Here is a 12,206-nt window from a genome sequence, read left to right as displayed (position 1 = left end):
GAACGGCTCGGGATGTGGGCCCGGGCCGTCGTCGGTGGGGGTCCTCGTCAGTGCGGGGCGTCGGCGCCGAGCATCCGGAAGTCGTACGCGCTCGGCAGCTCCGCCTCGGGCGCGCTCCGCTGCGCGGCGCGATGGGCGAACCAGAGCTCGTGCAGGGAGCCCTCGCCCTCGCGGATGTCGGCGACCTCGATGCCCTCGTGCAGCAGGCGTCCGCAGCGCTCCACGTCCCCGGCCTGGAGGGCGGCACGGGCCTCCGTCCAGCGGACCCGGCCCGTCGCGCGCTGAGCCGCGTCCAGCGCTTCGAGGCGCTCCAGCACCTCCCGCGGGTGCCCGGCGCGGAGCAGCACGCCGGCGCTCTCCAGCACCAGCGGCAGCAGGGCGGGGGCCAGCCGCAGAGCCTCCCGGTAGGCCCGGGCGGCCTCGTCGAGGTCGCCGCTGTGCGCGGCCAGCGCGGCCAGGCTGCGCCAGGCCCAGGCAGTGGGGTGGAGCTCGACGGAGTGCAGCCAGGCCTTCCGGGCGGCTTCGTGGTCGCCGGTGTGGGCGTGCAGGGTGCCGAGGTGGAGCTGGGCGAGCCAGCCGTCCGCCGCGCCCAGCGGTTCCTGCCAGGCGGGGTCGATCTGGTAGGAGGCCGGTGCGAGGCCGGGGTCGGCGGCGGTGATGCTTCCGTGGTCGAGGAGTTCGAGCCAGGGGGCCTGCTCGGGGCCGAGGGCGCGGTCGGGGAAGGGCGCGCCGGGGGTGGTCAGCGGCGCCTCCCCGGCCCGGTGGCGGCGGTGCTGTTCGAGGGCGCCCCAGCCGGATCCGGCCTGCAGCAGTTCGTCCGGCCGCTGGTCCACCCAGCGGGCGGCCGCTTCGAGTTCGGCGTCCAGGACACTCTGCGGGACGAGCCGGTCCAGCCCGGTGCGGGCCGCGTCCTGGGCGGCCGTCCAGTCGTCGCCGTGGACGGCGCCGGGGTCGGCCTCCAGCAGGCCGTAGGCCTCCACCCAGGACCAGCGGGCGCCGGCCGGCATCGGCAGGTGTTCCAGCTGGGTGCGGGCGAGGCCGGCCTGGATCTCCAGGTAGGCGTGGCCGGGTTCGGCGAGCCATTCCTGCCAGTGCCGGCCGCCCTCGCCCTGCCCCCAGAGGAAGAGCTTGCGGCCGCGGAGCCGCTCGGTGGAGGCCTGGACCAGGCCGCGGCCGCCGGCGTCCAGGGCGGTGACCCAGCGCCGCCGGCCGGCCGGGACGTCGAAGAAGTAGTCGGCGGCGTCCCGGGAGAGGGTGGTGCGGCTGAGGTCGGTGCCGTCGGGGGCGGGCAGGCCGACGTGGCGGATCCGGCGGTCGTAGGAGAACTGCCAGGCCGCGTCGGCGGGGGCGAGCACGCGTACGTCGGGGGCCTCGGGGACGGCGATGTTGGACCACCAGTACATCGGGACGGTGCGGTCCAGCGGGTTGGTGATCCGGATGTGCACCAGCAGGACCTGGGAGTCGTCCGGCAGGTAGGCGTCGATCTGGAAGACCACGCCGCGGATCCGCTCGAACTCCCACATCCGCAGCACCGGGGTGCCGTCCGGACGGGTGACGCGGGCGGCGTGCAGGGGCTCGCAGGTGGTGGGGGTGTGGCCGATGGTGCCGATGTTCCACTCGACGCCGCCGGCCAGCCAGGCCCCGCGCAGGGCGAGGTTGGCGGGCTGGAACACCGGGTTGCGGAAGAGGAGTTCGCGTCCGGTCGGCTTGTGGACCAGCGACCACAGCCGGCCGCCGGCGCCGAGCAGGAAGGTGGCCCGCAGCGTCGCGTTCTCCAGCACCGCCACCGGGTGTTCGGCCGGCGCGCGCTCGCGGGTGTAGCCGTCCTGCATCAGGTACGGCATGACGGAGGGCACCCGGCCGTAGCCGATGTTGTGGCGCATCTCCTCGTCCGCCAGGGTGGTGTCCTCGACCTGGTGCAGGTCGGCGCCGCCGAACAGCGGGGGGAGGGGGTTGACCGGGCCGACCGGTGCGGTCGGCAGGGTCAGGGTGGTCAGCCGCAGCTCACTCATCTGTTGCCATGCCTCTTCGGGGTTGTGTGGTGGGCTACTTGACGCTGCCGGAGGTGAGTCCGGCCTTCCAGTAGCGCTGCAGCAGGAGGAACATCACCACGATCGGGATCACGGAGATCAGCGCGCCGGTGATGATCAGGTTGTAGGGGACGGTCTGGCCGCGCTGTTCCTTCCAGGCGACCAGGCCGACCGTGACCGGCTGCAGCCGGTCGTCGGCGAGCATCAGCGAGGGCAGCAGGTAGTTGGTCCAGATCGTCACGAACTGGAACAGGAAGATCGTGACCAGCGAGGGCTGGAGGACCCGCAGGGCGATCGACCGGAAGATCCTGAACTCGCCCGCGCCGTCGATCCGTCCGGCCTCCAGCAGTTCGTCGGGAACCGCGGCGGCGGCGTAGATCCGCGAGAGGTACACGCCGAACGGGCTGACGATGCTGGGGATGAACACCGCCCAGAAGGTGTTCACGATGTGGGTGGCGGAGAACATCAGGTAGAGCGGCAGCGCGAACAGCGGGGCGGGCAGCAGGATGGCGCCCAGCACGGTGTTGAACACCGCCTCGCGGCCCCGGAAGGTGTATTTCGCGAGCACGTAGCCCGCCATCGCGGACAGCAGCGTGGCCGTGACGGCGCCGCCCACCGCGTAGAGCAGGCTGTTGAGCAGCCAGCGCCCGTAGATGCCGTCCTGGACACCCAGCAGGTCGGAGATGTTGTCGACCAGCTCGAAGCGCCCGGCGAACCAGAACCCGTTGCTGGCGAAGAGATCGCTGCTGCCCTTGGTCGCGGAGACGACCAGCCACCACACCGGGAGCAGGGAGTAGACCGCCGCGAGCACCAGGACGGCGAGCACCCCGATGCGGCCGGCGGGACGTGTGGTCCTCATAGTGCCGCTCCGCGCTTGTTGACGAACCGCATGAATCCGAACGAGAGGACGAAGATCACCAGCGCCAGGATCACCGAACGGGTCGCCGCCGCGTGGTAGTTGTTCGCCGCCACCTCGTTCTGGGCCGCCATGATCGGCGTCCAGCTGCTGGAGAGGTTGGGCGCGACGGCCTTCATCACGACCGGCTCGTTGTAGAGCTGGGCGGTGCCGATGATGGAGAACACCGTGGTCATCAGCAGGGCGGGCCGCACCAGCGGGATCTTGACGTGCCAGGCGAGGCGCCAGCCGGTGCAGCCGTCCAGTGCGGCGGCCTCGGTCAGCTCGCCGGGGATGGCCTTGAGCGCGGAGTGGATGACGATCATGTTGTAGCCGGTCCAGCCCCAGGTGAGGATGTTGCCGACCGACCAGGGCAGCCAGCTGTCCGAGGTGAAGTCGACGTGCAGGCCGATGCCGGCGAGCGCGTCGGCGATCGGGCTGACGTCCGGCTGGTAGAGGAAGGACCACATCAGGCCGCCGATCACGCCGGGGATGGCGTACGGCAGGAAGAAGGCCAGCCGGAAGAACCGCTTGCCGGGCGTGCGGCGGGCATCGAGCAGCAGGGCCAGCAGCAGGGCCAGGCCCAGCATCAGCGGTACCTGGACGGCGCCGATCAGCAGCACCCGCACCACCGAGGAGGTGAACGCCTCGTCCGCCAGCGCTTCGGTGTAGTTGGAGAGCCCGGTGAAGACCGTGGTCGGGGGAGTGAGCCCGAGGCCGGAGCGGTGCAGCTTGAACAGGCTCTGGTGGACGGCGTAGCAGATCGGCGCGATGAAGGTGATCAGGAACAGGGAGCCGAACGGGAGCAGGAAACCGAGCGGGGTCCAGCGGCGCCAGTCGACGGCGCGGCCCCGCGGGGCGTCCGGTGGCGGGGTGGCCGGGGCGGGCCCGGTGGGCCGCGCCGGAGCCGTCGTGGTGGTGGTGGGTGCGGGGTGCATGGTCAGCCGATTTCCATGCCCTGGGTCTTCATCTCGGACACGGTCTGGGCCTGGGTGTCGGACAGCGCCGCGTCCAGGCTGGTGCTGCCGGCGCCGGCCTTGCCGAGGCCGTCGCCGAGCGCGCCGGAGGTCTTGGTCATCACCGGGCCCCACTGGAAGCTCGGGTCGACCCGGGCGGCGCTCTCCTTGAACACGTCGAAGATCTTCTGGCCGCCGTAGAACGGGTCCGGCTCGGTGAGGGCCGGGTTGTCGAGCGCGGACAGCGCGGCGGGGTAGATGCCGGTGGCCTTGATCAGGTTGGTCACGCTGGCCTGGTCGGTGCCGAACCAGTGCGAGAACTCGACGGCCTCCTTGACGTGGGCGCAGCCCTTGAGCACGGCGTTGGGGGTGCCGCCGGCGTTGCCGGAGGCGGGCTTGGCGGTGTCCCAGACCGGCATCGGGGCGACCGCCCAGTTGCCGGTGGTCTGCTTGACGCTGTCGGCGAGGATCGGGGTGTCCCACACGGCGTTGACGTCGGAGAGGATGGTGCCCTCGCCCATGCCCTTGTAGAGCGCGGTGTCGAAGCTCGGCACCACCTTGACCAGCTTCTTGTCGATCAGGCCCTGCCAGAAGGCGGTGACCTTCTTCGTCGCGGGGTCGTTCACGTCGACCGTCCACTTGTCGCCGCTGGTGCCGAACCACTTGGCGCCGGCCTGGGCGGCGAGTCCGGCGAAGTTGTAGGCGTCGTTGCCGAAGTAGCCGATGTAGGCGTTGGGGTCGGCGGCGTGGATGAGGGCGGCGTCGGCGGCGTACTCGTCCCAGGTCTTCGGCGCGGTGGTGATCCCGTACTTGGCGAACAGGTCCTTGCGGTAGATCAGGCCCATCGGGGCGATGTCCACGGGCAGGCCGTAGGTGTGCCCGGCGACCCCGGACTGCGCGAAGGCCGAGGGGGCGTACTCCTTGGCGTAGGGGGCGGCGGCAGTGGCGTCCTGCAGCGCCCCGGCCGCGGCGAACGTCGGCAGCGTCTCGAAGCCGACCGACCCCACACACGGCGCGTTGCCCGCCTTCACCGCGCTGAGCATCTTGGTGTAGCCGCCCTTGGAGCCGGGCGAGATCTTGCTGTAGGTGACCTGGATGCCCGGGTGGGATGAGTTGAAGAGCTCCACCGACTTCTCGTAGCCGGGGGCCCAGCCCCAGAACTCGATCTTCACCGGACCGGACGCCTTGTCCGTGGACCCGGCCGACCCGCCGGAGCCGCAGGCGGCGGTGCCGGCCAGCGAGGCGATCGCCACGGCGAGGGTGACGGTTCTGAACGCGCGGTTCTTCATGGGGGAAGGTCCTCTCGGATCGCCGCCGGACGCTCGGCGGCTGCTGCACGGGGGTGGGGCCACGGAACGTACTGGGCCTTTAGTTGAGCTAGTGTGTGAATTAAAGGCAGGATCGTCAAGAGGTTCGGAGGAACGAATCTCCAGCGGTGATCACGCCGGGGGCACTGCTGGGCCTCGTCCGGCGGGCCTCGGTGGCCGACTTCTGGTGTTCCGTTGTGTCAGGCCCAGGCCAGGGGTTATTTTACGTACTGCACCAACTAATATGGCTCGTGTGCGAGGCCCGACACCCTGGGCCGGCGTGGCCGGGACGGGGAGCGCCCGGACGGTCTTGAAGCACCCGAGGGGGACGGCCAGAGTGGTCGCGGGCCCAGCAGGAGGAGAACACGTGCGGCAGGAGCAGCGGAGCACCACGCGCAACGGTGGCGGGAAGTCCAGCTACCCGGAGGCCGCCGACAAGGCGTCCCTGCGCCGGAACAACCTGGGCGTCGTCCTGCGCCATCTGCGCGAGAACGGCGAGCAGTCGCGGACCCGGATCGCCAGCTCCACCGGCCTGCCCAAGGCGACCGTCTCCGTCCTGGTCGCCGACCTGATCCAGCGCGGACTGGTGCGCGAGGGCGAGCTGGACCGAGCCGGCGCGGTCGGCCGCCCGCACCGGATGGTCGACCTCGACGGCCGCTGGATCTGCGGGATCGGCGCCGAGATCGGGGTCGACCACATCACCGTGACGGCGGTGAACCTGCGCGGCGCCGTCGTCCACGAGGGTCGCCGGGCCCTCGACGTGGCCTCCCTGCCGCCGCGCGCCGCCCTGACCGCGGTCGCCGAACTGGTCACCGAGAGCCTACGCGCGGTGGAGAAGCGCGGGATGGGCACCGTCGGCGTCACCCTGGTCAGCCAGGGCTCGGTGGACGCCGCCTCCGGGACGGTCCGGGTGGCGACCAACTTCGGCTGGCACGACGTCCGGGTCGCCGACGAACTGCGCGCCCTGCTCGGGCCCGGCTGCCCGCCCGTCCTGGTCGAGAACGACGCGGCGTCCGGCGCCCTCGCGGAGTACGTGGCCGCCCGGGGCACCGACATCCACGAGCTGGTGTACGTCAGCGGCGGGATCGGCGTCGGCGGGGCCAGCATCTCCGGGGGCACGCTGCTGAGCGGCTCGGAGATCGGGCACATGAAGCTCGACCGCCTCGACCGGCCCTGCGCCTGCGGGCGGACCGGCTGCTGGGAGGTGGCCGTCGGACTCCAGGCCTTCCTGGACGCGGCCGCGGATCCCGCCGACCGGGTGCACGACCGCTCGGTCGACCTGGCCGAGCGCCTGGACGAACTGCTCGCCCGGGCCGAGGCGGGCGAGCCGCGCACCCTCGCCGCGCTGGCCGTGATCGCCGCCGACCTCTCGCTCGGCCTCAGCGTCCTGGTGGACGTGCTGAACCCCTCGCGGATCGTCCTCGGCGGGTACTTCGCGGTCTTCGGCCGGTACCTGGTGGACGAGGCGCAGCAACTCGTCGACGCGCGCCGGATCTCGCCCGCCGCGCCGCGGGTGGTGGTGGCCGCCTCGACGCTCGGACTCTCCAACGCGGCCCAGGGCGGTGCGCAGCTCACCCTCGAACCGCTCTTCAACGACCCCTCCGGGGTCCGGGTACGGGCGACGATCACCCACGAGGAGCCGGGCGCGGAGCAGGTGTAGCCGGACGGCGCCGCCCGGCGCGCCGCGGGCCCGGCCGGGGCTCCGTCAGGCCGGGGCTCCGTCAGGCCTGGGCGGGCACCGGCTTTTTGGCCGGGGGCGGGACCAGCCTGGACGCGGTGACGTGACACACCACCACGGCCACGATCACCAGCGGCATCACCGTCACCCCGTCCGCTCCGAGCAGCAGCGTGGCGAGCAGGACGGCGGTCATCGGCAGCCGCAGCAGCGCCACCGACATCGCCCCCATGCCCATCGCGGCGCCGGTCACGAACGGGAGCCCGGGCAGGTGGGAGAGGGCGATCCCGCCGGCCGCGCCGATGAACAGAGCCGGGAAGATCGGCCCGCCGCGGAACGCCGAGAGGCAGACGCAGTAGCCGATGCTCTTGCAGGCGACCAGCAGGACCAGCGCGCCCGCGGTGTAGCTGTCCGTGTGCAGCAGGAGCTGTGGCAGCTCGCTCTGGCCGGAGAACAGCACCTCGGAGAAGTCCTTGCCGGTCCCCTCGGCGTAGGCGATCGCCACCCCGGCCGTGACCAGGCCCATCACCGGCGTCCAGAACAGCCGGGAGCCGTTCACCCGCTCCTGCAGACGCAGCGCCGTCCGCTGGATCCCGATGCCGAGGAAGGCCGAGGCGACACCGATCACCAGCGCCCAGCCGAACTGGCCCAGATCGGGCCGGCTCACCTCGGGCAGGCTCGGGATCACCAGCGAGCCGTTGCCCACCCCGGTCCAGGAGCCGATGCCGGTGAAGACCAGCGAGCCGACACCTGAGGCCAGCAGGCCCGGCAACAGCACGATGCCGAGCATCGGCCCGCCGAGGCCGGACGCCTCCATCAGCAGGAACGCCCCGAGCAGTGGCGAGCCGAGCAGGGCGCTGATGGCGGCGAAACTGCCGGAGGCCGCCACCACCGCCTGGGTCGTCTTGTCGGCGTCGGGCCTGATCAGCCGGAACAGGTACAGCGCGATGCCGCCGCCGAGCGCGATGAGCGGGGCCTCCGGGCCGACGACCGCGCCGAGGCCGAGGGAGAACATCGCCGCCAGCAGGATGCCCGGGAGGTCCGCCGCCGGCGGCGCGCCCTTGGTGTTCAGCCCCTCGGCCGGCTGGTGTCCGCCGTTGCCCGGCAGGTACCGGACCGTCAGTGCGACCAGGACACCGGCCACCCCGAGGAGGGGGAGCGGCCACCACACCGGTGCCCCGTCGAAGCCGAGGGCCTTCGGCAGGTCCGTGTACACCGCGTCCTGGAGCTCGGTGACCGCCCGGAGGAAGCCGTACGCACCCGCCGACAGGACGACGCCGAGGACGGCGGCCACGACCAGGAGCATCAGATAGCCCCTGCTCCGCAGCGGGCCGAAGGGGTCCGCGAGGAGGGCGGCGGCGGCAGGGTCCGCGGCCGGCCCGTTCGGTGACGTCAAGGTGCTCCTCGGTGCCGTCCCGCCGGTGGGTGCCGGCGCTCGACGGGGATGCGGTGGCTGGGGCTTGGCGTGGGGAGGACCCGGGCGGCGGGCGCCCGGCGTGGCCGGCGACCGGCCGGGCCCTTTCCGATGATGGCAGCAAGTCCGCGCGATCGGCCGTATTCGTCCGTCCGGCGGCGCCGTGCCGGGTGAGCGCCGTCCCCGTACGCGGGCTCGTGTGCTGGGCGTGCGAGGTGTTCCGGTGGCGCGTCGGCCCGGCCGGTGGAGTTGGAGCAACTCGCGGCCCGCTGGGCCGAGCGGCTCCGCCGTGAGGACGGCGACGAGATGACCGACGACGATCCCCCGGCCCTGGTAAGAGCAGTCGCACGGCTCGCCACGAGCGCCGCAGCCACGGGAGGCAACCTCCACTGCTGGTTCCACTGAGCATTCCGGCATACCGGGTGGTCCGGACCTCGGGGCTCGGGGCGCCCGCCTTCGGAGGGAGTCCGCTCACGAAGGCGCCGACCCGGTGTCCTCCACGGAATCCCCTGGCGAGGTGCTCGGCCGGGCGGCGTAGTCGTCGGTGAGGAGGCTGCAGGTGCACCAGTCACCCGTGCACGGCGTGCCGGCCTCCGCACCGTAGGGGCCGAGACCGCTCATGAGGCGCAGCATCTCGGCACGGTCCGGCGCGTCGAGAACGGGGAGCGCCGCCCGTGGTGTCAGCCGCCAGGCGGCGGGGAGGTCGTCGATGTCACCGACGACCGCTGCGTCGACGAACAGGGTGAAGAGGGGATGCTCAGGGAAGTCGTTGAGCCGCAGGACCCACCAGCGTCCGTCGGCCCGGGCGGCGTAGCGGAAGACCGTGCTGCCCGTGTCGTACCAGGCGGCCCCTGCGGGCAGCACGGGGACAGGCGTCATGACCGGAGCGACGGGGTCGACGGGGCGGACGGGAACTGCCCGGAGGGCGTGCCGAGGCGGCGGCCGTGGGCCGGCGCCGCGTCCGGGGAGTCGGCCGGCGGGCCGCCGGCCGGGTTCTCGCCCTCCCCTGCAGCGTGGGCGGGTCCCGCGCGGTGGCGGACCGTCAAGCCGGTCGACCGCGGCCGGCGGGCCCCTGCGTGGTCGTTCGGTCGCTGACGCGGCGAGCGATGGATGGGCGGCGGATTCTTCGGCACCGACCCATCGTGCAGGCTTCCGCCGCTGGACGCCATGACCAGCGTCCTGGTCGGTGCGGGCGGGGGCCGACGGCGGCGGCGCCCGGCACCCGCGGTGGCAGGCCGGGTTCCTGACGCGCTTCCTGCCCGGACGGATTGCTCCGCCGGGTGCGGGTGCGGGTGCGGGTGCGGGTGCGGGCGCGGCTCGGGCGCGTGCTCGGGCGCGTACGACGGGCCGGTGGTGGGTGCCGCGTGAGACGGTGTCGGGAGGGACGGATCCGCACGTCACCGGCCCGGTCCCGCGCCACGCGCCCGAGGTGGTCGACAAGTGCGGCGCCCGGCCGGCGCACCCGACGAGAGGAACGAGCGAGATGGCAGCCTTCGACGCGAGCGGTGCTCCGGGACAGGCCGCGGAGTCCGTGCCGCCGCTGCTGGAAGTCCTCACCGGGATGACGCTGGGCGCCTTCGAAGCATCGGGCCTGGAGGAGGAGAGCTACCTCCTGGTCCGGATCGCTGCCCTGGTCGCGATGGGAGCCGCGCCCGACTCCTATCTGCTGAACGTCGCCGCCGCCCGGGAGAGCGGCATCCCGCCGGAGCGGGTCCGCGGGGTGCTGGTGGCCCTGGCCCCGCTGGTGGGCACCGCTCGCATCGTCGCGGCCGCCCGGAGCATGGAGGAGGCGCTCGGCGTCACGCTTCTCACGCCCGAGCCGACACCGGAGCCGACGCCGGGCCCGGGCCTCGACTGAGAGGCCCTGGCGGCCCCGGACGCACCGGGGCCCCGGGACGGCCGGCCCCGGGCCTGGCCCTCAGGCCGAGTCGCGGATCACCAGCTCGGTCGGGAGGATCACCGTCGGCTGGGTCTCGCCCGCGATCTGGGCCAGCAGCAGCCGGACCATCTCGTGGCTGATCCGGTCCCAGGGCTGGCGGACGGTGGTGAGCGCCGGGCGGGTGGTCAGGGCGGCCGGCGAGTCGTCGAAGCCGCCGACCGCGACGTCCCCGGGGACGCTGCGGCCGGCCCGGTCCAGGGCGGCCAGGGCGCCGTCGGCCATCAGGTCCGAGGCGACGAAGAGCGCGTCCAGGCCGGGCGCCGCGGCCAGCAGCCGGTCGGTGGCCTGCTCGCCGCCGGCCCGGCTGTAGTCCCCGTACGCCACCAGGCTCTCGTCGAAGGCGATGCCGTACTCGTCCAGCACCTCGCGGTAGCCCTGCAGCCGCTCGACCCCGCCGGGGGTGTCCTGCGGGCCGGCGACGGTGGCGACCCGGCCGCGGCCGGACTCGATCAGGTGGCGCACCATGTCCTTGGCCCCCTCCCGGTCGTCGGCCGCGACGTACGCGACCCGGCCGCGCTGGCCGAGCGGCTTGCCGCAGGAGACCATCGGGATCTCGGCCTCCCGCAGGTGCTCGATCATCGGGTTGCCGCGGTGCGAGGAGACCAGCAGCACCCCGTCCACGTGGCCGGCGGCCAGGTAGCGCACCACCCGGCGGCGTTCCGCCTCGTCGCCCGCCGTCATCAGCAGCAGCGGGATGTCGTGCTCGCCCAGGGCGGCCGTGCAACCCCGCAGCAGGGTGGTGAAGTTGGGGTCCTCGAAGAAGCGCTCCTGCGGCTCGGTGAGCAGGAACGCCACCGAGTTGGACCGCTGGGTGACCAGGTTGCGGGCGTGCCGGTTGACCACGTACCCGAGCTTGCCGATCGCCGCGTTCACCGCCTCCATCGAGGCCGGGCTGACGTTGTGCCCGCCCTGCAGCACCCGCGACACGGTGCCGCGCGAGACACCCGCGACCGCGGCGACGTCATGGATGGTCGGTGCGCGCCGGGGCTTGCCGGCGGGCCGACCGTGGGGTGCTGGTTCCGTCATGGTGCTAAGCGTTCCTTGCGGGGGAGCTGCCGACAAGCGCGGCAGTGGCGGACGGTCAGGACTTTACGGCCCCGGAGAGCAGATCGATGCGCCAGTAGCGCTGGAGTCCGAGGAAGAGCAGGATCAGCGGGATCACCGACAGCAGCGCGCCGGTGATCACCAGGGTGTACAGCGCGGGGGCGTTCGCCCCCTGCTGGAGCAGCGAGTACAGGCCGACCGTGACCGGGAACCGGTGGTCGTCGCCGAGCATGATGTAGGGGAGCAGGAAGTTGTTCCAGATCGCCACGAACTGGAACAGGAAGACGGTGACCAGTCCGGGCACCATCATCGGCAGCGCCACGCTGCGGAACAGCCGGAACTCCTTCGCGCCGTCCACCCGGGCGGCCTCGACCACCTCGTCGGGGATCGCGGCGGCGGCGTAGATCCGCGCCAGGTAGATGCCGTACGGGCTGACGATGCTGGGCAGCAGCACCGACCAGTAACTGTCCGCCAGGCCGGCCTGGGCCATCAGCAGGTACTGCGGGACGGCCAGCGTGATCGGGGGCATCAGCACGCCGGCCAGCAGGATGTTGAAGATCGCGGTACGCCCCCGGAACCGGTACTTGGCGAGCGCGTAGCCCGTGACGCCGGAGAGCGCAGCCGACAGCAGGGCGCCGATGCCCGCGTACAGGGCCGAGTTGGCCATCCACCGCCAGTAGACGCCGCCGCGGTAGGCGGAGAGTTCGGCCAGGTTGTCGAAGAAGCCGCTGCCGGGGGAGAAGGTGAAGGTGGTGAACAGCTCGCCGCTGCTCTTGGTGGCGGCCGTCACCACCCAGAGGATCGGGATCAGGCAGTAGACCGCGCCGAGCAGCAGGAGCAGGGTGGGGATCCAGGCCGTGCGGCGGGGCGGGGCGACGGCGTTGCCGGGGGTGGTGCCCGGTGCGGGGGCGGTGCGGCGGCGGGGGGTCAGGGTGGTGCTCATGGC

General features: G+C 72.8%; 11 protein-coding genes. 3 read left to right on the top strand and 8 right to left on the bottom strand.

Annotated features, from left to right (window positions below):
* Positions 1–47: 47 nt before the first annotated feature.
* The 4 genes from OG689_RS01865 to OG689_RS01850 are packed head-to-tail and all read right to left on the bottom strand — an operon-like array spanning position 48 to position 5,170.
* Positions 48–2,012, bottom strand: a complete 1,965-nt coding sequence (locus OG689_RS01865) for a DUF5107 domain-containing protein (protein ID WP_266316943.1) — start codon at positions 2,010–2,012, stop codon at positions 48–50.
* A 34-nt stretch (positions 2,013–2,046) separates the two neighbouring features.
* Positions 2,047–2,889 (bottom strand): carbohydrate ABC transporter permease, encoded by an 843-nt coding sequence (locus OG689_RS01860; protein WP_266316942.1) that lies wholly within the window; start codon positions 2,887–2,889, stop codon positions 2,047–2,049.
* Complete coding sequence (locus OG689_RS01855; protein WP_266316941.1) at positions 2,886–3,863, bottom strand: carbohydrate ABC transporter permease; 978 nt, start codon at positions 3,861–3,863, stop codon at positions 2,886–2,888. Before OG689_RS01855 ends, OG689_RS01860 begins: the two co-directional genes overlap by 4 nt.
* 2 nt (positions 3,864–3,865) lie before the next feature.
* Positions 3,866–5,170, bottom strand: coding sequence for a sugar ABC transporter substrate-binding protein (locus tag OG689_RS01850; protein ID WP_266316939.1), 1,305 nt, complete (start codon positions 5,168–5,170; stop codon positions 3,866–3,868).
* A 385-nt stretch (positions 5,171–5,555) separates the two neighbouring features.
* Here OG689_RS01850 and OG689_RS01845 point away from each other — a divergent pair, with 385 nt between their 5' ends.
* A complete protein-coding gene (locus OG689_RS01845; RefSeq protein ID WP_266316937.1) occupies positions 5,556–6,848 on the top strand; it encodes an ROK family transcriptional regulator in 1,293 nt (430 codons plus the stop codon).
* Between the two features lie 61 nt (positions 6,849–6,909).
* Here the strand turns inward: OG689_RS01845 and OG689_RS01840 are convergent, their stop codons facing one another.
* Positions 6,910–8,169 (bottom strand): chloride channel protein, encoded by a 1,260-nt coding sequence (locus tag OG689_RS01840; RefSeq protein ID WP_266326792.1) that lies wholly within the window; start codon positions 8,167–8,169, stop codon positions 6,910–6,912.
* A gap of 351 nt (positions 8,170–8,520) precedes the next feature.
* Between OG689_RS01840 and OG689_RS01835 the strand changes: the two genes are divergently transcribed.
* Positions 8,521–8,682: a hypothetical protein gene (locus OG689_RS01835; protein ID WP_266316936.1), complete on the top strand. Its 162-nt coding sequence runs from the start codon at positions 8,521–8,523 to the stop codon at positions 8,680–8,682.
* A 66-nt stretch (positions 8,683–8,748) separates the two neighbouring features.
* On the opposite strand, the gene OG689_RS01830 is transcribed toward OG689_RS01835, so the two are convergent.
* Positions 8,749–9,156 carry a hypothetical protein gene (locus OG689_RS01830; protein ID WP_266316935.1) on the bottom strand — a complete coding sequence of 136 codons (408 nt, stop codon included), beginning with the start codon at positions 9,154–9,156 and terminating at the stop codon, positions 8,749–8,751.
* 604 nt (positions 9,157–9,760) lie between these two features.
* Here OG689_RS01830 and OG689_RS01825 point away from each other — a divergent pair.
* Positions 9,761–10,135, top strand: a complete 375-nt coding sequence (locus OG689_RS01825; RefSeq protein WP_266316934.1) for a carboxymuconolactone decarboxylase family protein — start codon at positions 9,761–9,763, stop codon at positions 10,133–10,135.
* 60 nt (positions 10,136–10,195) lie between these two features.
* On the opposite strand, the gene OG689_RS01820 is transcribed toward OG689_RS01825, so the two are convergent.
* On the bottom strand, positions 10,196–11,242 hold the full coding sequence (locus tag OG689_RS01820; protein WP_266316932.1) for a LacI family DNA-binding transcriptional regulator: 1,047 nt from the start codon (positions 11,240–11,242) through the stop codon (positions 10,196–10,198).
* A 55-nt stretch (positions 11,243–11,297) separates the two neighbouring features.
* Complete coding sequence (locus tag OG689_RS01815) at positions 11,298–12,203, bottom strand: carbohydrate ABC transporter permease (protein ID WP_266316931.1); 906 nt, start codon at positions 12,201–12,203, stop codon at positions 11,298–11,300.
* Positions 12,204–12,206: the final 3 nt, after the last annotated feature.

Origin of the sequence: Kitasatospora sp. NBC_00240 (assembly GCF_026342405.1) — a bacterium.
Classification (GTDB): Bacteria; Actinomycetota; Actinomycetes; order Streptomycetales; family Streptomycetaceae; genus Kitasatospora.
This window is presented reverse-complemented; position numbering and strand designations above follow the sequence as displayed.